The organism is Ottowia thiooxydans (genome assembly GCF_040548795.1).
GTDB classification, from domain to species: domain Bacteria; phylum Pseudomonadota; class Gammaproteobacteria; order Burkholderiales; family Burkholderiaceae_C; genus Ottowia; species Ottowia thiooxydans_A.
Window position 1 is genome coordinate 93,450 of sequence record NZ_JBEPSH010000013.1, and the last position, 21,153, is coordinate 114,602.

Sequence of the window (21,153 nt, forward strand, 5' to 3'; positions counted from 1 at the left end):
TATAGGACGGCTGACGCCCGCACCTCCGCGCGGGCATCAGATCATCTCAACTTGCGGGGCGCGGAGCCTCGCCAGCAGGCTCACTCCAGCCACCGCCAAGCGCTTTGTACAGCTGCACTTCATTGGTTCTTTGAGCAAGCCGCGTCTGCGCGAGCGCTTGTTCGGTAGCGAACAGGGAGCGCTGCGCATCCAGCAGATCCAGGTAGTTGGCAATACCGTTGCGATAACGCAAATCCGCCAGACGGAAACGATCCCGTTCAGCGGTGGCCTGGGCCTCCAGAGCCTTCAGTTGTTCGCCCAGCGTGGCACGGCCCGCCAGGGCATCGGCGGCTTCCCGGAAGGCGGTCTGAATGGCCTTTTCGTACTGCGCCACCGTGATCTCCTGGGCTGCCTTGGCGGAGTCCAGGTTGGCTTGATTGCGCCCCATGTCAAAGATCGGTAGCGTAATGCTGGGAGCCAGCGACCATGCACCCACGCCGCCTGAACCCACCAGACCGTCCAGCGTCGTACTCGCCCGTCCGGCGCTTGCAGTCAGGGAAAAACGAGGGAAGAAGGCTGCGCGCGCCGCGCCAATGTTGGCATTGGCAGCGATCAACTGCTGTTCGGCAGCGCGGATATCCGGCCGACGCAGCAGCAGGTCAGAAGGCAACCCAGCCGGCACCTCGGTGAAGGTGGAAAGCTCTCCTGTGGGCGCGACTGCAGGTGTGGGCTGAGTCAGATCATTGGAGGGTGGTGCCACAGAGACCACAGGCAAGGGGGGCAACAAGTTCTCAGGAATCGCCTGACCCACCAGCAAGGTGAGCAGGTTGATGTCCTGTGCACGAAGCCGCAGTTGTTGAGCGCGTGCAGCTTGCGCAGAGGCGCTGAGCGACTCGGCCTGCCGCAAATCCAGCGCCGATGACGCGCCGTTGTCAAAGCGCAGCTTGGTCAGCCGCAGTGATTGATCTCTGGTGGCCAGGGTGCGCTCTGCCAGCAGAAGCAACTCGGTATCGGCCTGGAGTGACAGCCAGGCTGTACTCACAGAACTGACCAGGCTGATCTGGGCTGACTTGCGCGCCTCTTCAGTAGCCAGGTATTGCGCCAACGCCACATCCTTCAGCGCTGAGACGCGGCCAAAGAAATCCAGCTCCCAGGCGGAAATGCCCACGCCGAGGGTGTAGACAGAACTGACGCTGGGGGCGTTTTCGCCGCCTGACGCGTTGGGCGCCTGGCGAGTCCCGGTCAGGGATCCGGCCAGGGTAGGCACCTGATCGGCGCGGCGGATCTGATACTGGGCTCGCGCTTGCTCAATATTCAAGATAGAGACGCGCAGGTCGCGGTTATTGGCCAGCGCCAACTCGATCACTTGCCGCAGGCGAACGTCGTGCACGAACTCTTGCCAAGGCAGGTCAGCAGCGGCTGTGCCGCCCACCATTTGCGCACCGGCGGTATCTGGCCATTGCGTTGAGACTGGCGTGGCTGGCCGTTCATACGCAGGGATGAACGAGCAGCCCGCCAGCACGCTGGCCAGGGCCAGTGCCGTGAACGGCCGGATTGCGCCAGTAACGCGTGAATTACGGTGCTTAGTCATGTGAATCCTTTTTGGCGCCTGAGGCAGGTGGCTCGGCACCTTCATGCATGGCGCGCCGCTCCTCAGCGGAGAGGCCTTCCTCTGCCGCTTCGACATAGGCGTGCGCAGCCTCAGGCGTAATGCCCGCTTGCGCCGCATGCTCGGCATAACGTTCGCGTTCGCGCTGGCTGCTCTTGAAGATTTTCCGCACGACCACGAAGAAGATCGGCACGAAAAACACCGCCAGTGTGGTGCCCACAATCATGCCGCCGATCACGCCAGTACCAATGGCACGTTGGCTGGCGGAGCTGGCTCCGGTAGCAATTGCCAACGGCAGCACGCCCAGAATGAACGCGAGCGAGGTCATGATGATCGGGCGGAACCGCAGGTGCGCGGCAGCCAGCGCTGATTCGATCGCGCTCATCCCCTGCGCCTGCAGATCCTTGGCGAACTCGATGATCAGAATCGCGTTCTTGGCCGATAGCCCGATGATCGTGATCAGACCCACCTGGAAGTACACGTCATTCAAGAGACCTCGCCCGGTAATGGCCAGCAGCACACCGAGTACCCCCAGCGGAACCACCAGGATCACGGCCAGCGGGATGGACCAGCTCTCATACAGCGCAGCGAGCGCCAGCAGCACGGCCAGGATAGCGAAGGCATACAGAATCAACGCCTGGTTGCCTGCGAGCTTTTCTTCCCGCGACTGGCCAGTCCATTCAAAACCGAAGCCCGCGGGCAATTTAGCTGCCAACGTCTCCATCTCTTTCATGGCTTCACCCGTACTGAAACCTTGCCCGGGTCCGCCTGCGATGCGCATCGCGGGATAGCCGTTGTAGCGGATGGTCTGCATAGGGCCGGTGATCCAGCGGGTAGTCGCAAACGCTGACAGCGGCACGGCCTCGCCTTTGCTATTGAGTGCCGTCAGCCGGAGGATGTCATCTGGCTCCATGCGGGCCTGGGCATCCGCTTGCACCACCACGCGCTGCATGCGGCCTGCGTTCGGGAAATCGTTCACGTAAGCCGAGCCCAGTGATGCGGAGATCGCGCTATTGATCGCTGCAAAGCTCACGCCTTGCGCAGCGGCCTTGTCCCGGTCAATGTCGACCTGCAATTGAGGCGCATCTTCAAGACCGTCTGGACGCACGCCTGCCAGCACTTTGCTCTGCATCGCCATGCCCAGCATCTGATTGCGGGCGCCGACCAAAGCATCATGTCCATGGCCCCCGCGATCTTGCAGGCGGAAAGTAAAACCAGAGCTATTGCCCAAGTCCGGGATGGGAGGCGGATTGAGTGCGAAGATAAAGGCATCTCGAACGCCCGAGAGCGCCCCCATCGCACGGCCCGCAAGGGCGTCAGCACTGTGTTCCGCGCCTTTTCGCTCATCCCAGGATTTCAGTGGGACAAATGCCAAAGCCGCATTCTGGCCTTGGCCGGAAAAGGAGAAGCCCAGCACGGACACAATGTTGGCCACCTCGGGCTGCTTTTTCATGAACTCTTCCATTTGCTCCACGACGCTCTGTGTGCGTTCCATGGTGGCGCCAGGAGGCAATTGCATGTTCACGATAATGTAGCCTTGGTCTTCCGAAGGCAGGAAGGACGTGGGCAGCCGTGTGTACATGATGGCCACCACAGCTCCAAGCGCCAGGTAAACCAGCATCAACCGCCCAGAGCGACGCAGCAGTTTGGCCACAAAACCTTCATAACCCTTGGCTGTGCGGCTGAAGCCTCGGTTGAACCAACCGAAGAATCCACGTTTTTCATGGTGATGCCCGGCCTCAACTGGCTTGAGCAAGGTCGCGCAGAGCGCTGGCGTGAGCGAAAGCGCCATGAATGCCGAGAAGAAAATCGACACGGCCATGACCGCCGAGAACTGGCGGTAAATATTACCTACCGAGCCGGCGAAGAATGCCAGTGGCACGAACACGGCAATCAGCACGACCGTCACGCCGATGATGGCGCCAGAAATCTGGCTCATGGCCTTGCGCGTGGCGAGCAAGGGCGATAACCCTTCCTCCGCCATGATCCGCTCTACGTTTTCGACCACCACGATGGCATCATCCACCACGATACCGATCACCAGCACCATGCCGAACATGGTCAGCACGTTGATGGACATGCCGAACGCCAGCAGCGCGGCGAACGTACCCAACAGTGCCACCGGAACCACAATGGTCGGAATCACCGTGTAGCGCCAGTTCTGCAGGAACAGGAACATCACCAGGAACACGAGCACGATGGCCTCGAGCAACGTTTTGACCACTTCGTTGATCGAGATCTTCACGAACTCAGAACTGTCGTATGGAATGGTCCAATGCATGCCAGCCGGGAAGTACGGCTCCAGCTCTTTCATGCGCACTTTGATTGCCTCGGCGGCAGCCAAGGCATTGCCTGAAGGAGAGAGCATGACGCCCAAGCCTGCACCAGGCTCACCGTTCAGGCGAGCGCTCGTGGCGTAGCTTTGTGCGCCCAGCTCGATGCGCGCCACATCTTTCAGGCGCACGGAACTACCATCAGAGAGGCCGCGCAACACAATATTGCCGAATTCTTCTACGCTGTTGATCTGCCCAGGCACCACGACCGTCGCTGCGACGGTTTGTCCAGCGACCAACGGCAAATCACCAATCGAGCCCGCCGACACCTGGGCGTTCTGCGCCTGAATAGCGCTGCTCACGTCGCCGGCGGAGAGGTTGAAGCTTTGCAGCTTGGCAGGGTCGATCCATATCCGCATGGCGCGCTCTGCACCGAACAACTGGACCTGGCCAATGCCAGCTACGCGCTGCAGCTCCGGCATGACGTTGCGAGAGGCGTAGTCTGTCAATTGAGCCACGTCCAGATCCGGACTGGACGAGGACAGCATCACGAACAGCAGGAAGTTGGAACGCGATTTGTCTACGCGCACACCCTGCTGAACCACCGAGGTGGGTAGGCGAGGCGTGGCGCGTGAGAGTCGGTTCTGCACGTCGACCTGGGCCAGATCGTCGTCGGTGCCGGGCTCAAACGACAGCGTAATGCTGCCGGAGCCGTCGGCTTGCGCCACGGACTCCATGTAAGCCAGCCCAGGAGAGCCGTTCATTTCGCGCTCGATCACCGACAGCACCGCGTCTTCCATCGTTTTTGCCGAAGCGCCAGGGTAGACGGCGTTCAGCACGATGGTGGGTGGGGCCACCTGTGGATACTGCGCGATGGGCAGTTGAGTGATTGCGGTTACCCCAATCACCATGATGAAGAGAGCGATCACCCACGCGAAGATGGGGCGATCAATAAAAAACTTGGCCATGCCTTGTGTCCTCGCTGCTTACTTGGAAGCTGCTGAAGCCGGTGCTTGCGCGGCGGGGGCGCCGGAAGCTGGATTTTGGGGGGCGGAGGCGGGCTGGGCTGGAGCAGCTGCGGCAGGCTTGCCTTCCTGCCACGGCACCGCCTTCACGGTTTTCACGCCTGGCATCAGCTTCATCACGCCATCGACGATCACTTGCTCACCGGCCTTGAGGCCGTCCAGAATCACCCAGGACTTGCCTTGCGCTTCACCCACTTTGACTGGGCGCGGTGCAAACGACCCATCGGCCGCGACCACCAGGACTGAATCGCCCTTGCCGCCGCGTGTGACAGCTTGCTGAGGCAGCAAGATGGCGTTGTTGACTTGCGCCTGCTCAATACGAGCGCGTACATACATGCCGGGCAACAGCATGCCTTGCGGATTGGGCACTTCAGCGCGCAAGCTGATCTGACCAGTGGCAGGGTCCACCGACAGATCGGAGAACAACAACCGGCCTGGACTGCCATAGACGCTGCCGTCTTCAAGCAACACTTGTACTTTGACCGCTTCTCCGCCACCGGCGCGAGACAGCTGGCCGCTTTGCAGTGCCTGGCGCAGCTTCATCACTTCATTGGCAGATTGCGTCACATTGACGTAGAGCGGGTTGATCTGCTGGATGACGGCCAGTTGGGTGGCCTCACCCTGCCCCACCAGCGCGCCTTCTGTGACCAGCGCGCGACCAATGCGACCGCTGATTGGTGCGGTGACGGAGGCGTAGCCCAGGTTGATGCGCGCGGTTTCCACCGCCGCACGGCCAGCTTGCACATCAGCCTCTGCTTGGGCACGTGCGGCCACTGCATTGGCGTATTCCTGCTTGCTGACTGCGTTGGCCTCTACCAGCGGCTTGTAGCGATCGGCCAGAGCAGCCGCTTGCTGCAGATTGGCTTGAGCGCGGGCGACCGTGGCTTGCGAGCTCATGAGTGCGGCGTTGTAAGGCGCTGGGTCGATGGCAAACAGGGCCTGGCCTGCTTTGACATCACTTCCTTCCTGGAAGAGCCTTTTCTGCAGGATGCCCGCTGCTCGAGCACGCACCTGAGCGACACGGGAGGCCTCAAGCCTGCCTGGAAGTTCCGTTACCAGGGCCACAGAGCCTGGCTGCACAGTAACGACGCCCACTTGAGGTGGAGGCATTCCACCACCGGGAGCTCCTCCGGCTGGCGCGCCTTCGTCCTTCTTGCCGCAAGCAGCCAAAGACAAGGCCAGCAGCACAGCAGCGCCCACAGGCAGCAGGCGTGGTGGCAACGAGAAGCGGACGGCACGCGTATCTGACATGTTGATTTCTCTTGCTATTTTTGGAAATAGGGAGTGCTGTCCCGGCAGGGGACAAACACTGGGTAGACATTCGGGCGAATGCAGCCATGCCGCGTAAATCTAGCAGCAACTTGGACATTAGCCGAGTGAAACCGTTCGGAATTATACATACATTCAAGAATGTATATGCTAATATCGAAGCAAGTCTCATCTCTGTCCCATCTTCTCACCCATTTATTACATGGCCCGCCGTACCAAGGAAGACGCCCAAGCCACGCGCACCGCGTTGCTTGACGCGGCCGAGTGCGTTTTTCAGAAACGAGGCGTCTCGCGCACCTCGCTGAATGACATTGCTCAAGCCGCAGGCGTCACGCGTGGCGCGCTGTATTGGCATTTCAAGGACAAGGCTGACCTGTACAACGCGATGATGGAGCGCGTCACCTTGCCGCTGGAGAGCACGCTGCCAGATGTGAGCGGTGAAAACCCTGTTGCTGCGCTGCGACAGGGGCTCAGGAAAGCGCTCCGCCAGATCGCCAGCGACGAGCAGACTCGGCGCGTGCTGGAAATCGCTACATTGATGGTGGAACACACAGAAGAGTTGGGTGCTGTGCGCGATCGTCTGCTGCAATCTCAGCGCGAACATATGCAGTGCGTACAGACTGCGCTCGAGAGCGCCAGCAAGCAACATGGCATTGCATTTCCGGCGCCTCTGGGCCAATTGGCTCAAGGCATGCACGCCATGGTGCACGGACTCATCTTCAGTTGGCTGCTGGAGCCTTCTTTCGACCTGGAAGCCGCAGGATTGAGTTCTCTCGATGCCTTTTTACGCGGGATCGGCCTGTCTTCCGAAATAGACACCGACAATCAGGGATAATGCAGGGCTAACTTCAAAAGCGGCTGTAGCTCAGTGGATAGAGTATCGGCCTCCGAAGCCGAGGGTCGTGGGTTCGATCCCCGCCAGCCGCACCAAGAATTATCCAGAAAATCCCACAGGATTTCCACGCCCGCATGCAGCGACTGCATGCGGGCTTTTTCTTGTTCAATGTACTCCTGCGTAGTCTTTAGAGGTCCAGGGATCCTCTGCATAAATCGATCGACAAGCTGCTAGCGTGGATCGGAGCCCATCAAGGCCGTTAACACTTATGAAGTAGCTGCAATCAGTGCTTGTTGATCAGTGGCGCTCTCCCGGCGCACAACGCCGTGCTTCGGACGGCGTCAGCCCATAGCGGATGCGAAAGCTCTTGTTGAAGTGCGATAGATCGCCAAAGCCCACGTCGAACGCAATGGCGCTGATGGCGTACTTGGCCATACGAGGGTCTTGCAGCATGCGTCGCGCCAGCGCCAGGCGCCGCTCCAGTACTAGCGCGGTGAAGGTAAGACCGTCTTGCTCCAATAGCATCTGCAGATAGCGTGGTGTGATGTTTTGGCGCCGCGCCACATCGATCACCGAGATCGCGGGGTCGGTGAAGCGCGCAGCAATATCGTTTTTGATGGTCAATAGCCGCGCACCGCGCACGCCACGCCCGCATGCCCGGTGCGACATGTCGCCCGAGGCACCGGCCAGCAGCGCGGCCAGATCGTGCAGGTGCAAGGTGGCTGCGCGACGCAACTCAGGCGATGCCAGCGCGCTGTGGTCGCACAGCAAATGGGCATATTGGGTGAACAACGCCGCCGTCGGGTTGTCGCGCAGCGGGCGCAGCAGTATCGCATCCACGTCGATACCCATCGACGACAGCAGCGAGCGAGAGAGCAACACTGAGCACAGGTGCGCTGGCGTATAGGCGACGACCGATTGCATTTGGCCGGGGCGAGCGAAAACCATGTCTTTGTCCACCATGTCCCACGTTTTGCTGCGAACCTGCAGCCGGCATTTGCCCACCGGCATCCCCATCAAGAGCACGCCATCGTCGATGGGCTCCTCGTCAGGGTGAGTGCAACGCGTTGGCGTTGTCCGGGCAATGCTGATGACCATGCTGTCGAAGCTGGTGATGGTGCTCTCCAGCGCCAGTGGCTGGTCATGCAATGGCTCGACATGGACGCCTTGGAGGAACTGCGTGAGTTGCCGCTGGAAGGCGGCCAACGGCTGTGCATGGCCGATTGGGTTAGTACGTATCCGATGCGTGCGGGGTTCGCCACTGAAGCGCGAGTTATTGCTGTCCATGTCAGCCTCCTCTTTGCGATGCCATTGCGCTTTTAGATATTGCCCAGTATTGCCGAGCATTGCGGTGCCAGGTGTTTGGATTCTTTACAAAGACATTTGATGGATCTTTCGCAATCCATTTTTTTTCAAGAAATAGCGAAAAATTTATTTCTGAAAAAGGGACAGAAGCGACTTCTATGAATTTTTCAGGTGGTATTTCGCTCTAGCCCCAGCCTACTTCGTTGTAGGCAAAGATCGAGTTGGCAGATTTTCTTATCGTGGTTCAGTCCATTTTTGAAAAGGCCCCGCCATGCCGTCACCCCTGACCACCGCCCTTCCAGACTGGGCCCATGGAGCTTGCTGCTGCTGGGCCTGCCGGTGGCGGGCCTGGGCACGCGGCGCCTGCTCAAAAAACACTTGATTCATTCGCTGGAGGAAGTCACCATGCCATTGCCAACACCTCTTACTGCCCGCCCCGTGCGCCAATTGCTGTGGATTGCCGCACTGCTGACCCTGGCCAGCAGTGCGCAAGCCGACATTTGCCGTGTCGCGGCTATCGGCACCGCCGCCGCCAACGGCAGCACCTGGACGCAGCCCACCACGTTGCGCGACGCGATCGCCAACAGCAACGGCAAGAACTGCACCGAGATCTGGGTGCAGCGCGGCAGTTATGCGCAGAGCAGCGAATATGTCATCAACCGCACCTTGGTGCTGCGCGGTGACTTCATAGGTAACGAGGCTACGGCGGACGCGCGTGCCCTGCCGCTGGACCCGGGCCGCACCACGCTCGACGGTGGTAATGCCACGCGCATCCTGTACATCGATGGCACCACGGGCAGTGGGCCCATCATCAACAGCACGTTGATCGAAGGCTTCACGCTGACCCGTGGCAATGGCGTTGGCACCGTTAACGGTTACGGTGGTGCTGTGTTCTGCAATGGGACTGGCACTGGCGGTGAATGCAGCCCCCGCTTCAGCTACGTCGCCTTCAACGGCAACGTCAACATCAGCTTGACCGGCGGCGACGGCGGGGCCATCTACAACGACGGCAATGGAGCCGGTCGCAGCAATCCCGTCTTCAGCGATGTCCACTTCAACCAGAACAAAGCGTCGGGATCGGGTGGCGGGATTTTCAACGCCGGGATCGGCGGTGGCACCAGCAGCCCCACGTTCACCAACGTCACCTTCAGTGGCAACAATGCTTGGTACGGCGGGGCTGTCTACAACTCAGCTAAATCCAACGGTTCGAGCAACCCCACATTCACCAACGTCACCTTCAGTGGCAACAATGCAGGCCAGGACGGCGGGGCTGTGGCAAGCTGGGGCCTCTCCGGAGGCACCATCAACCAGGTCTTCACCCACGTCACCATGCACGGCAACAAAGTGCCCAATCTCGGCGGCGCGATTCGTCACTATGCGGCGGCAGGCGCCACCAGCAACGCAATCTTCCGCAACAGCATCCTGTGGGGCAACACCTCTTCCACAGGCGCAGCCATCGCCAACGACGGCAACGGCAACGGCAACGCCACTGTCGGGCTTGGCACCAGCATCCTGCAGGGCGGCTGCGCAGGCGCTGGCATCAGTTGCGACAGCTTCACCGGCGCCAGCGGCGCCGCCGACCCGCTTCTGGCCGCTTTGCAAGACAACGGTGGCCCCACGCGCACCCACCTGCCCGGCACCGGCAGCCCGGCCATTGACAGAGCCGACGCCAGCGGTTGCCCCGCGACCGACCAGCGCGGCATCACACGCCCACAAGGCGCGGGATGCGACATCGGCGCGGTGGAGGTGCAGGCCGCGCCTGTCACCTACACCATCACCCCCGATACCGATGCCAACGGCACCATCAGTCCCAACACGCCGCAAATCACCCCCGCGGGCGCCACTCAAACCTTCACGCTCTCAACTGTCGCTGGCTGGGAGATCGACCAAGTCACCGGCTGCGGAGGCACACTAACTGGCACCACATACACCACCGCACCGGCCACAGCCGATTGCAGGGTGCTGGCCACCTTCAAGCCCAAGTCCGTGGAGCCGACCAGCTACACCATTACTCCCGGCAGCGGTCCCAATGGCACGATCGACCCGGCCACGCCGCAAACCGCCGTCGCAGGCAGTACGCAAGCCTTCGCGCTCACACCCGCAGCGGGCTATGTGATTGACCAAGTCACTGGCTGCGGCGGCACCTTGGCAGGCACGACCTACACCACCGCCCCCGCCACGGCCGATTGCAGCGTGCAAGCCAGCTTCAGGCTGCGTGACACCGCCCCGCCGTCGGCAGGCGCCATTACGCCTGTGCCTACCCTGGGCACCTGGGGTATGCTGCTGCTGAGTCTGTTGGCGGCGTGCGTTGGCGCATGCAAGCTGCAACCGCGAGTATCACAGCGACGCTAACGCTAACTGTGGCTACCTGCGGCCAGCGGTGGGGGCTTTTTGTCTTCGCCCCCACAACAAAGACGAGACCGCGATGCGACCGCCTGTTCACCACCCCATTCGCAGCTCGAATCTGCAAAAAATCCCATAGGATTGCAAAGCCCGCATGCAGCGACTGCATGCGGGCCTCGCTTCTTCTTGCGGAGCCTGCCCACGCCCGGCCCCCTAAAGACCAATTCATTGGCTGTCTTCGTCAGCTGTCGGCGTGTCACCTAGCCAAAGCCTGGGTCCTGCGCCTTTTTCGGCAAGGCGGTCTTCCCGGTTGAAAACCTTGCATACCTTCATAGACAGGCAACCGCATCCGATGCAGTTATCCAGGCTATTGCGCAGGTGGACAAGCTCCTGAATCCGCTCATCCACGCGCTTGATCCAGATTTGCGACAAGCTGCTCCACTCATCGCCCTTGGGCGCATGGTGCTTGGATAGCCCATTCAATTGCGCTGCGATTTCTTCGAGTTGAAACCCCAGGCGTTGTGCAAAAACGATGTAGGCCACCCTGCGCAAGGTAGAGCGTCTATAGCGGCGATGCCCAGCAGTCGTGCGGACAGATTCGATCAGTCCAAGTGACTCGTAGTACCGCAATGCTGACGCGTTCACGCCACCGCGCTGGGCAATGGCTCCGATCAGCAGCAACTCATCATCCCTAGTGTTCATGGTGGCAATTCTCACTGTTGCTTGACTTGAAGTTCACTTTAACTTGAACAATCATCTTTGGCAACGAGCAAAGCGAAGGCCTTTCTATCGCGGGATGACTGAAACCCATCCTCGTTCCAAGTTTTGTCCACGGGCGCCCAGAAAACAAGCGCCTTCGCAACAAGGGATTTCAAAATGAATTCAACCATCAACTCGCACTTGAGGCTGCGCGTAGCGGCGTCGAGCGCTGCTGCCATGCTGCTAGCCATGCTAACTGCCTGTGGCCAGGCCCAGGGTAGCAAGCAAGAAGGGGCATCAGCCGAGCCGCCCCCGGCTTCGGTCAATGTTTCTCCTGTGCAAGCGAAGAAGGTGCAGCAGTGGGACACCTTCAATGGCCGCATTGCCGCGCAGGAATCGGTGGAGATTCGCCCACGGGTGAACGGATACATAGAGAGTGTAAATTTCAGCGAAGGCCAGCTCGTGCGCAAAGGACAGTTGCTGTTCACCATAGACGCGCGCTCCTACAAGGCCGCGCTGGCCAGCGCTCAATCACATCTGCAGCGCGCGAACGCCGTTGTCAATTTGGCAAAGACACAGGATGTGCGGGCTCGCGAATTGCTGGCAGATCGGGCCATCTCCGCAGAGGAGGCAGACAACCGGGCAGGCAGCCTGGCTCAGGCCCTGGCCAACGTGAGTGCCGCAGAAGCGGCTGTGACCAGCGCCCGGCTTGAGCTGGGCTTTACCGAGGTGCGCTCTCCCATTACAGGTTTGGCAGGGCGTGCCCTGCTGACCACAGGCAATCTGGCACAGGCCAACCAAAGCGTATTGTCCACTGTGGTGTCCCAAAATCCGGTCCACGTCTATTTCGATGCCGACGAGCAAAGCTTTCTGCGCAGCAGGCAGGCCATGCGCTCCACCAGCGGCGACAGAGCCGCCATGGCGATTCGAGTGGGGTTGGCCAACGACGAAGGATTCCCCCATACAGGCCAGGTGGGATTCACCGACAACCGTCTGGATCCGCAGACGGGCACCATCAGCGTCAGGGCGACGATGAAAAATGATCACGGGCTGTTCACGCCCGGCATGTTCGCGCGCGTGCAGATGCAGGGCCGAACTGAATTTGAAGCGGTGCTGATTGACGACAAGGCGGTGCTCACGGATCAGGATCGAAAGTACGTCTACGTGGTGGGCGAAAACAACCGGGCAGAGCGGCGTGAGCTCAAACTGGGACGAATGTTCGAAGGACGTCGTATCGTGGAATCGGGCCTCGAAGCAGGTGACCAATTGGTGGTGGCTGGCATGCAGCGCATCTACTACCCGGGCATGCCCATAGCGCCCAAAGTCATCGCTGATGAAACGCCATCAGCGTCTCCAAAAGCACAAGAAAAAATGGCCCTGTCGGGCCAACGGTAGGCAGAGGGCGCCATGGATTTTTCCAAGTTCTTCATAGACCGACCGATCTTCGCCATCGTACTGTCGGTCATCATTTTTGCCGTCGGCCTGATAGCCATTCCGCAACTGCCCACGGGAGAGTATCCGGAAGTGGTGCCCCCCAGCGTGGTGGTGCGCGCTGTCTATCCCGGAGCCAACCCCAAGGAGATTGCAGAGTCGGTCGCAGTCCCGCTGGAAGAAGCCATCAATGGCGTGGAGGGACTGATGTACATGAAGTCTGTCGCCGCCTCGGATGGAAGTCTGCAGGTGGTGGCGACTTTCCGTCACGGCACCGATCCAGATGCTGCCGCGGTCCGGGTGCAGAATCGGGTGAGTCAGGCCCAAAGCAGGCTGCCTGAAGAAGTACGGCAGTACGGGATCACAACCCAGAAACGGTCGGCGACACCGCTGATGTATGTGGGCCTGGCTTCTTTCGATGGCAAGCTGGACACGCTGTACCTGCGCAACTACGTCACCTTGAAGGTCAAGGATGAGCTGGCCCGCATACCAGGGATCGGGGATGTCGTTGTATACGGCTCCGGTGACTACGCCATGCGTATATGGCTCGATCCGGACAAGGCCGCAGCCCGTCAATTGACAGTCAATCAGATCATTGCAGCCATTCGCGAACAGAACGTGCAGGTCTCCGCCGGCCAGCTCGGCGCAGAGCCCAGTACCAAGGGCACAGACAAACTACTGTCTATCAATGTGCAAGGCCGACTGAAAAGCACCGAGGAATTCGGAGACATTGTGCTCAAGGCGGGTGCCGACGGTCAGTTGGTTCGGCTGTCTGACGTCGCGCGGCTTGAACTGGGTGCCAGTGACTACACACTGCGGGCCTCGTTCGACAGCAAGAACATGGCTGCCATCGGCATCTTTCTATCACCAGGTGCGAACGCCTTGGGCGTGGCCGACAAGGTCTACGAAACCTTGAACCGCCTCAGCCAGAATCTGCCTCAAGCCACGCAATTCAAGTACCTCTGGGACCCTACCGTCTTCGTTCGCGATTCCATCAAGGCGGTGCAAACCACCCTCATTGAAGCGGTCGTGCTCGTGGTATTGGTCGTACTTGTGTTCTTGCAAACCTGGCGTGCGTCCATCATTCCGCTGCTGGCCGTACCCGTGTCCATCGTAGGTACGTTCGCGTGGCTCTATCTGCTGGGATACTCGATCAACACACTGACGCTTTTTGGGCTCGTGCTTGCTATTGGCATCGTGGTGGACGATGCCATCGTCGTAGTGGAAAACGTTGAGCGATTCATTGAAAAAGGCCACACGCCGCGCGAAGCGGCCCACCTGGCCATGAAGGAGGTCTCAGGGCCCATCATCGCCATCGCACTGGTGTTGTGCGCCGTGTTTGTGCCCATGGCATTCCTGGACGGCATCACCGGCCAGTTCTACAAGCAGTTTGCCGTGACGATTGCAATCTCCACGGTCATTTCCGCCATCAACTCTCTGACCTTGTCACCAGCGCTGGCGGCGAAACTTCTCCAGGGGCATGGGACGCGACCAGATAGACTGACCAGAGCCATGCAAGCAGGGTTCGGCTGGTTCTTCAAACGGTTCAACAGAGCATTCGATCGCAGCGCGAATCGATATGAACGCGCCGTCGGTCGCTCCTTCAAGCTGCGTGGTCTGGTGTTCCTGGTGTACGTCGCGCTGCTGGGAGGCACAGCACTTCTTTTCAACCAGGTGCCGGGTGGCTTCATTCCCATGCAGGACAAGCTTTACCTGTTTGCAGGAGCCAAACTGCCTGAAGGGTCCTCGCTCGGCCGAACGGACGACATCACCCAGGAACTCACGCGCCATGCGTTGTCTATCGAAGACGTGGATTCGGTCCCCGCATTTGCCGGTCTGAATGCCTTGCAAGGCACCAACACGCCCAATCTGACCAGCGCATACGTCATTCTCAAGCCCTTTTCGGAGCGCCAACGCAGCGCGACAGACATCAACGCCGAACTCAATGCGAAGCTGGCGGGCATGGACGGAGGTTTTGGCTACGCGCTGATGCCGCCACCCATTGAAGGCTTGGGAAATGGGTCCGGCTATTCACTTTTTCTGGAAGATCGCGCCGGGTTGGGCTATGCGGCCTTGCAACAAGCACTCAACGCGTTTCAGGCAGAAATAGCCAAGACGCCGGGTATGCACTATCCAGTCAGCTCCTACCAGTCCAATATTCCGCAGCTGGAAGTGAAAGTCGATCGAACCAAGGCCAAGGCGCAGGGCGTTGCGCTCAACGATCTATTTCAAACCTTGCAGGGCTACCTGGGCTCCATCTACGTGAATGACTTCAACGCCTTTGGTCGTGTGTACCGGGTCATGCTGCAGGCCGATGCCGACTACCGCCAGTCGGCAGAGGACATAGGCAAACTGCAGACGCGCAATCATCGTGGCGAGATGGTTCCGCTCGCCTCCATGGTGACGGTCACCCCCAGCTACGGCCCGGATCCGGTTTTGCGCTTCAACGGCTTTCCGGCGGCAGATTTGATAGGTGACGCAGACCCGCGCATCATGTCTTCCTCTGAGACCTTGGCCCAGTTGCGCGAGATCGCAGACAGGACCCTGCCTGCGGGCATCGAGCTGGCATGGACGGACATGAGTTACCAGCAAGTCGAGCAAAGCCACGCAGCAGTGGTGATGTTTGCACTGGCAGTGATGCTGGCATTTCTTGTGCTCGCGGCGCTGTATGAGAGCTGGACCATGCCGCTCGCAGTGATTCTGATCGTGCCGGTGTGCATCTGCGCTGCGCTGTTCGGCGTCTGGCTCTCAGGTGGCGACAACAACGTCTTCGTGCAAGTTGGGCTGGTGGTACTGATGGGACTTGCGTGCAAGAACGCCATCCTGATCGTCGAGTTTGCCCGCGAGCTGGAGATGAAGGGAGCCAGCATTCAAGACGCAGCGCGCGAGGCTTGCCGACTGCGCCTGCGCCCGATCGTGATGACATCGATCGCTTTCATCGCGGGCGCCCTGCCCTTGCTCATAGGGACGGGCGCAGGTTCGGAAGTGCGCGCGGCCACCGGCGTTACGGTTTTCTCCGGCATGTTGGGTGTCACGCTTTTCGGCTTGTTTCTCACCCCTGTGTTTTACGTGACCCTGCGCAAGCTGAGCGGCACCCAACTACAAGTGCATTCTTCGAATATCCCGATGCCAAGGGCACCGCAACCTGGCCTTTCAGACGAGCATGCCCATGTTTAAGACCTCATCCCTCAGCGCCGCAGCACTCGCCTGCACCCTCTTGATTTCCGGATGCGCGTCCGTCGGACCAGATTTCCAACGTCCCCCGGCTGACAGCACGGTTCCTGCGCAATTTGCGCGACAGGAGGCAGGTCTCGGGGAAGACCGCTCGACGTTAACCTCCACAGACGTTCGCGAAGCGGATTTCTGGCGTCAATTTGGTGATGCGCAGCTCACACGTTTGGTACAACAAGCGTTACAGGGCAATCACGATGTACGTGCGGCCATAGCAAGACTTGAATCTGCGCAAGCTTTGCTGGTGCATTCGCAGATGGATCGTTTGCCTACGGTGAAAATGGCAGGAGATGCTACGCAGCAGAAGCTCAGCATAGACCAACTCAGTCCGGGTCAGGCGCGATCTACGCGCGCTTACAGTGCGGGCATCGCCGCCAATTGGGAAGTCGATTGGGTGGGTCGCGTCAAGCGAGCCATCGAAGTCCAACAGGCTGAGGTTCAAGCCTCTCACGCAGACGTTGCGGCCTTGCAGGTCCTGATTGCAGCTCAGGTGGCAGACACCTATACGCAACTGCGTGGCGCGCAATGGCGTCTTCGGATAGCACAAGCGGCTGATCAGAATCAACGCGACACCTTGCAACTGGTCGAACGTCGATTCGCAGCGGGAAGTGGCACCGCATTGGACGTGACGCGCGCTCGAGCTCAACTGAACAGTACTCAGGCGCGCATTCCCCCGTGGCATCTTCAGGTCGCCACGCTTGAGCATCGCCTTGCAGTGTTGCTGGGCCTTTCACCTGGCGCGTTGATCGCCCAGTTGGAAAGTCCCGGTGCATTGCCGAAAGTCCCTGCCAGCCTCACGCCTGGCACACCCGCTGAACTGTTGCGCAGAAGACCCGACTTGGCAGCAGCAGAGGCGCGCCTGCACGCAGCCACCGCGCGGATTGGCGTCGTAACGGCCGATCTGTTCCCCCGCGTATCTCTTGGCGGAGTGCTGGGTAGCTTCACGCTGGCAGGTGGTGACTTGTTCACCGGTAGCTCCGCCAACCACAGGGCCTTTCTGGGCATTGACTGGTCGTTTCTCGACGTCGGCCGCGTCCGGGCTCGCATTGCCGCAAGCGAAGCCGGCGCTGCCCAGGCCCTTGCCCAGTATCAGCAAGGGGTTCTGCTCGCGCTGGAAGAAGCAGAAAACGCTCTGATTCAAACCCAGCGAACCAGGCAGGAGTGGGTTATGTGGGGCGCCACGTCAGTTCAACGCGACGAGGCGGAAGCGCTAGCACAGCGCATGTACCGGGGCGGCACTCTGAGCCTGTATGAAGTGCTGGACGCCCAGCGTGAGCAACTTATTGCACAGGAGGCCCAGGCGCAAAGCCAAGTCAATGCCGTGAGGTCGAATATTGCACTCTACAAGGCTCTGGCCGGAGGGTGGCCCAGACCCAGTGACTCCTGATTGCTCCACCCGCCAGTGAGCGGCGGGTGGAACGGCATATGCGTTCCGGCCGACTCCAGCCTCCCAGAAAAAAGCAGCGCCACTGGTGGTCTTAACACGAATGCGATCGCGTTGGCATGGGCCAATCGGCTAATGGCAATCTGGCTGCTTGCTTGCGAGCATGCGTCTGATCTGCATTGGCGTTATAAGGGAGTTCTCATGCCGCATGCCCCACGTGGCTTTTTCACTCCGCTGTGTCGATGGCTGGCAAAAAAAAACGAGACGACAAGCATCTCGTTTTATTTCTTGCGCTGCCTTGTTGCAGGCCCGCTTCAATTGCCATTAGGCAAATTCGCCGCTTTTCACGCGGAAACCATGTGCGAGGGCGTCCTGAGTTGAGGCACGCACTTCAGCACGGCTGACATCGCTATGCACAGCAGTATCGACTGCGAATGCGTTATAGGCATCCGTAGCAGGTGGGGTGGCAATGGCTTGCTGACGCACGGCTTCGCGAGTCAGTGTGCTGACACCCGAGGCTTCGTTCAGAAACAAAGGGCCTTCGCCCGATGCAGGTTGCGCTGCAAAAGCGTTGCCAGAGAGAACCACGGCGAACAGGGAAGCGAGGGCGATGTTTTTAACTTGCATGATCTTTTCCTTTGAATTGAATCTTGGTCCAGCGAGACCGCCTATCTGACGGCCTCCTCTTCAATGAACCCGCTTTTGTCGGGCTCATCGCGGAGGAGGTTTTTGCTTTGAAAGGCTAGTGCCGGCTCCGTAAGACGTAGTTTGCTCCAGAGAGGGGGTGTTTAAAACCACCAACTCAGAACAAGTCTTTCACCGGTTTGGAAACAATGGTTTGTTGACGTCGGGTTCGCGCAAGCCCTGAACTTCTCTGATCCTGGTACACGGATCACATGCATTGGCGGGAAAAGCGCCGCCTAAGGGGGGTGACTTAGCCTTGCTGTTGCTAAATCAAATACGCGCCCAGTGCCCCTCAAAAGCTAGAGTACAGAGTGCTACCCCTTAAAGCTGCATATCCACCAATTCGAGGCAACACAATGGCTGCCACTGGCAGACGGAGTGCTCGCATGAAGAAAGAAACCGGATTTGCGATCCGGGAGCGCCGGAATCGTTGATGCAGCCCGGCGCCACAACCGCTAAAAATCTGATGCAAGAAGTGTGCGCAGTGGATAGCCCCGCCTCGCGCGGCTTATTTCTGGCGCCTGCGCCTTGCGACAAACCCAAGTACCGTTATAGCGAAGCTTGCAAGGACCAGGGCCAATGGACCCGTCGCAGGTACTGGATGCGACGAGGCTACGACGCCATTCGACGTCCCTCGGAGAGTAAGTGCAATCGTACTGACGCCAGACCCTTCCACCCGGACAAAGCCCTCGGACGTCCCTGCGGCCGCTGGAGCAGTGAATGTACCCGTGATCTGGCAACTGGATCCGCCGGCGAGGACCAAGGGCGCCAAAGGACAATTGTGAGTGATATTGAAAGGCGGGTTGGGCGGGAGCACTACGGCGGTGATGGTGACATCCGCTGCCGATGGGTTGATCACTGACCGAACAATAGGAGCAGAAGTGCTACCTGGTGCTGTGTTCGTGAAAGTCATGCCCCAAACATCGAATTCAAGGCTCTGAGCACTGGCCAATGTACAGGCGCCCAACATAACGGAGCCAAGCATCGCCTTCCGCAAAACTCTGGAACTAGCTCTCATCTCTTCCCTCCTGGATTTTTGAATGAATCTCAGCCACACCATTTTGCATGATCCGCCTCGCCCCATGTGGACACTTCAAAACAGGAGCCTCTGGCAAGGCCAACAATGAATGAAGCGAGTCCGCTGTAGGAAATAAAAAGTACGAGACTCGCATTTTCCGGTCTCGTAGGTATGGTTTTTATGGCGCTGCTGGCAGCAGTGGATGAGCAACCGCACTTGCCTGCTCTCACTCACTGAGAGAAATGCGAGAGAAATGCTCACCAGTCAGCGTGCCAATGCGCATCGCGCTTTGACTAAGCGGCCATTGACGGCCAGCCTAGTCAAGCCGAATTCATTCACATCCGCTCAAGGCGCTTGACGCGGAGCCGACGCACACCCAATCCGCCCAGCAGGAGACCTAGCGCGATAACCGCCCATTCACCCAGCGTGGGCACCGCTACGGGACCGGGCTGCACCGCTGGGGTCACCGCTTGGAAAGTCACTGACACCATGCATGTACCGGTCATGGGAGCCGTGGTGTACGGGCTGGTGGAACCGGGCGTGCCCCCGCAGCCTTCGATGCGCAGCAACCGGAAGCCGGGTGCCGGCGTGGCCGTGCAGGTTGAACTAGCCTCAGGCATTTCTGGCGTGCATCTCGCATCGCCTCCATCAACCGGGGTGACAAAGACCGTCGGCCTGATGGCCCCCGGGGCCAACCTGAAGGAGGCGCGGACGGTGCAGTCGGCGTTAACGGGGCCGGTGGTGAAGGTGTTGCCGGCGAGCGAACCGCCGCAGGTGCTGAAGGCGGTGTCGATGACGAAGTTGGGATCTGGCGTAATGACGACTGTGGCAGTCTGGCCGGCCTGCACACCTTGAGGCGGCCCTATGCGACCGCCCGAGCCTGCCGTGCTGCTGACCAGGTAACCTGGCGTGCAGTCACTAGACCAGGTGCCGTTTCGTGCGGTGTCCCAGGCCGCGTCGGTTGGGGACGGGGTGTGGAGGAAGTTGGGGCACAGGGCGGTGCCACCTGGCAGCAAAGAGGCGGGTGCGGCCGGCGGAGTGCCACTCAATTGGTTGTTTTCAACGCGTAGGGATTCCAGCGCCGGCAGCCCAGCGAGATCGGGGATGGGCCCACTGAGTTGGTTGTCCCCGACGTAGAAGGTCCGCAGCATCGACAGGCCACTCAAGCTGGGGATGGGCCCACTCAGCTGATTGACGGAAACTTCGAAATACTCGAGCGCAGTCAATCCGCTGATGCTGGGAATGGCGCCTGTCAGCTGGTTGTCATAGAGCGAGAAGTCTGTCAATGCCGTCAGCGTGTTCAGCGTCGCCGGCAGTTGGCCAACCAGGTTGTTGGAACTCATAATGATCCGAGTAACCCGGTTGCCCGCGACATCACATCGCACGCCATACCACGTGCACTCGGTGCCAGGTGCGCTGAAATTGCCAGCTGTCTTCCAACCTGTATTGGTGGTCCAGCCATCACCCGCCGTGCCGTTGTAAAGGTCAATCAGCACCTGGCGCTCAGCGGCCGGCACGGCCGCATGCGCTGGCAGCGCAAGACACATGGTCCCCACGGCCAAGGCCAGACTTGTGACCGCGGCGCAAGCGCGATTCACTGCGCGACTCACTGCGCTTATTGAAAGGTATGACATATCGAACTCCCTGGTGTTGTTCTGCTGTACAGCGTGATCGGTGCGCTTGCTGCACACCCGGCCCACCTGCTCAACTATGGTTTTGGCAAGGCCAAATCCAGGATAGGGAAGTTCAATGCATCTGGCTTGCTTCATAGTGAAGCGATCTAGGACTAGAGTGAAATCGACGCCATGATTGGGGTTTACAAAGCGCTTCGGGACTTACATGGCAAACGGATTTTTGCTATGTTTTTGAAAGCACCATAAATAAACAAACCAATCGCATCTTTTGTAAGAAATTAAATCCGCCCAAAGCGGAAAAATTCTTCAAAGTAGTCTTTTTTGCTCAGAGATCCTATCGAATTGGCGAAGCGGTTAATTTTTTCTCGCGCTGACGAGGATCCCAGCATGTAAGACTCGTCGGGCCCAGTTAGACCTGGAAACTCCGATCGCCA

At 59.5% G+C, this 21,153-nt stretch carries 12 protein-coding genes and 1 tRNA gene; 6 read left to right on the top strand and 7 right to left on the bottom strand.

What is annotated here, in order from left to right:
- Nucleotides 1–46 precede the first annotated feature (46 nt).
- The 3 genes from ABIE13_RS25180 to ABIE13_RS25190 are packed head-to-tail and all read right to left on the bottom strand — an operon-like array spanning nucleotide 47 to nucleotide 6,137.
- Nucleotides 47–1,570 carry an efflux transporter outer membrane subunit gene (locus tag ABIE13_RS25180; RefSeq protein ID WP_354448649.1) on the bottom strand — a complete coding sequence of 508 codons (1,524 nt, stop codon included), beginning with the start codon at nucleotides 1,568–1,570 and terminating at the stop codon, nucleotides 47–49.
- Nucleotides 1,563–4,829, bottom strand: a complete 3,267-nt coding sequence (locus tag ABIE13_RS25185) for an efflux RND transporter permease subunit (protein ID WP_354448651.1) — start codon at nucleotides 4,827–4,829, stop codon at nucleotides 1,563–1,565. Before ABIE13_RS25185 ends, ABIE13_RS25180 begins: the two co-directional genes overlap by 8 nt.
- An 18-nt stretch (nucleotides 4,830–4,847) precedes the next feature.
- Nucleotides 4,848–6,137, bottom strand: coding sequence for an efflux RND transporter periplasmic adaptor subunit (locus ABIE13_RS25190; protein ID WP_354448652.1), 1,290 nt, complete (start codon nucleotides 6,135–6,137; stop codon nucleotides 4,848–4,850).
- 220 nt (nucleotides 6,138–6,357) lie between these two features.
- Here ABIE13_RS25190 and ABIE13_RS25195 point away from each other — a divergent pair, with 220 nt between their 5' ends.
- Complete coding sequence (locus ABIE13_RS25195) at nucleotides 6,358–6,990, top strand: TetR family transcriptional regulator (protein ID WP_354448653.1); 633 nt, start codon at nucleotides 6,358–6,360, stop codon at nucleotides 6,988–6,990.
- Nucleotides 6,991–7,009: 19 nt separating this feature from the next.
- Nucleotides 7,010–7,085: transfer RNA gene (locus ABIE13_RS25200), tRNA-Arg, on the top strand.
- A gap of 202 nt (nucleotides 7,086–7,287) precedes the next feature.
- On the opposite strand, the gene ABIE13_RS25205 is transcribed toward ABIE13_RS25200, so the two are convergent.
- Nucleotides 7,288–8,277 (bottom strand): helix-turn-helix transcriptional regulator, encoded by a 990-nt coding sequence (locus ABIE13_RS25205; protein WP_354448655.1) that lies wholly within the window; start codon nucleotides 8,275–8,277, stop codon nucleotides 7,288–7,290.
- 273 nt (nucleotides 8,278–8,550) lie between these two features.
- On the opposite strand from ABIE13_RS25205, the gene ABIE13_RS25210 reads away from it, so the two are divergent.
- Entirely contained in the window at nucleotides 8,551–10,647 is a 2,097-nt protein-coding gene (locus ABIE13_RS25210; protein ID WP_354448656.1) for an IPTL-CTERM sorting domain-containing protein, read from the top strand.
- A gap of 216 nt (nucleotides 10,648–10,863) precedes the next feature.
- Here ABIE13_RS25210 and soxR read toward each other — a convergent pair whose 3' ends face one another.
- The gene (gene soxR / locus ABIE13_RS25215; RefSeq protein ID WP_354448657.1) at nucleotides 10,864–11,340 is read right to left on the bottom strand and encodes a redox-sensitive transcriptional activator SoxR; all 477 of its coding nucleotides are present in this window, start codon (nucleotides 11,338–11,340) and stop codon (nucleotides 10,864–10,866) included.
- 174 nt (nucleotides 11,341–11,514) lie between these two features.
- Here soxR and ABIE13_RS25220 point away from each other — a divergent pair, with 174 nt between their 5' ends.
- The 3 genes from ABIE13_RS25220 to ABIE13_RS25230 are packed head-to-tail and all read left to right on the top strand — an operon-like array spanning nucleotide 11,515 to nucleotide 17,386.
- Nucleotides 11,515–12,732: an efflux RND transporter periplasmic adaptor subunit gene (locus ABIE13_RS25220; RefSeq protein WP_354448659.1), complete on the top strand. Its 1,218-nt coding sequence runs from the start codon at nucleotides 11,515–11,517 to the stop codon at nucleotides 12,730–12,732.
- Nucleotides 12,733–12,744: 12 nt separating this feature from the next.
- A complete protein-coding gene (locus ABIE13_RS25225; protein WP_354448661.1) occupies nucleotides 12,745–15,945 on the top strand; it encodes an efflux RND transporter permease subunit in 3,201 nt (1,066 codons plus the stop codon).
- Nucleotides 15,938–17,386, top strand: coding sequence for an efflux transporter outer membrane subunit (locus tag ABIE13_RS25230; RefSeq protein WP_436278483.1), 1,449 nt, complete (start codon nucleotides 15,938–15,940; stop codon nucleotides 17,384–17,386). Before ABIE13_RS25225 ends, ABIE13_RS25230 begins: the two co-directional genes overlap by 8 nt.
- A gap of 321 nt (nucleotides 17,387–17,707) precedes the next feature.
- Here the strand turns inward: ABIE13_RS25230 and ABIE13_RS25235 are convergent, their stop codons facing one another.
- On the bottom strand, nucleotides 17,708–18,010 hold the full coding sequence (locus ABIE13_RS25235; RefSeq protein WP_354448664.1) for a hypothetical protein: 303 nt from the start codon (nucleotides 18,008–18,010) through the stop codon (nucleotides 17,708–17,710).
- Nucleotides 18,011–19,420: 1,410 nt separating this feature from the next.
- Entirely contained in the window at nucleotides 19,421–20,854 is a 1,434-nt protein-coding gene (locus ABIE13_RS25240) for a leucine-rich repeat domain-containing protein (protein ID WP_354448665.1), read from the bottom strand.
- Nucleotides 20,855–21,153: the final 299 nt, after the last annotated feature.

What these genes read in the sequence shown, in the direction of transcription:
- ABIE13_RS25195 (WP_354448653.1), top strand. Translation starts at nt 6,358, where the DNA reads ATGGCCCGCCGTACCAAGGAAGACGCCCAAGCCACGCGCACCGCGTTG.
- soxR (WP_354448657.1), bottom strand. Translation starts at nt 11,340, where the DNA reads ATGAACACTAGGGATGATGAGTTGCTGCTGATCGGAGCCATTGCCCAG.
- ABIE13_RS25190 (WP_354448652.1), bottom strand. Translation starts at nt 6,137, where the DNA reads ATGTCAGATACGCGTGCCGTCCGCTTCTCGTTGCCACCACGCCTGCTG.
- ABIE13_RS25185 (WP_354448651.1), bottom strand. Translation starts at nt 4,829, where the DNA reads ATGGCCAAGTTTTTTATTGATCGCCCCATCTTCGCGTGGGTGATCGCT.
- ABIE13_RS25205 (WP_354448655.1), bottom strand. Translation starts at nt 8,277, where the DNA reads ATGGACAGCAATAACTCGCGCTTCAGTGGCGAACCCCGCACGCATCGG.
- ABIE13_RS25225 (WP_354448661.1), top strand. Translation starts at nt 12,745, where the DNA reads ATGGATTTTTCCAAGTTCTTCATAGACCGACCGATCTTCGCCATCGTA.
- ABIE13_RS25180 (WP_354448649.1), bottom strand. Translation starts at nt 1,570, where the DNA reads ATGACTAAGCACCGTAATTCACGCGTTACTGGCGCAATCCGGCCGTTC.
- ABIE13_RS25235 (WP_354448664.1), bottom strand. Translation starts at nt 18,010, where the DNA reads ATGCAAGTTAAAAACATCGCCCTCGCTTCCCTGTTCGCCGTGGTTCTC.
- ABIE13_RS25240 (WP_354448665.1), bottom strand. Translation starts at nt 20,854, where the DNA reads ATGAAGCAAGCCAGATGCATTGAACTTCCCTATCCTGGATTTGGCCTT.
- ABIE13_RS25230 (WP_436278483.1), top strand. Translation starts at nt 15,938, where the DNA reads ATGTTTAAGACCTCATCCCTCAGCGCCGCAGCACTCGCCTGCACCCTC.
- ABIE13_RS25220 (WP_354448659.1), top strand. Translation starts at nt 11,515, where the DNA reads ATGAATTCAACCATCAACTCGCACTTGAGGCTGCGCGTAGCGGCGTCG.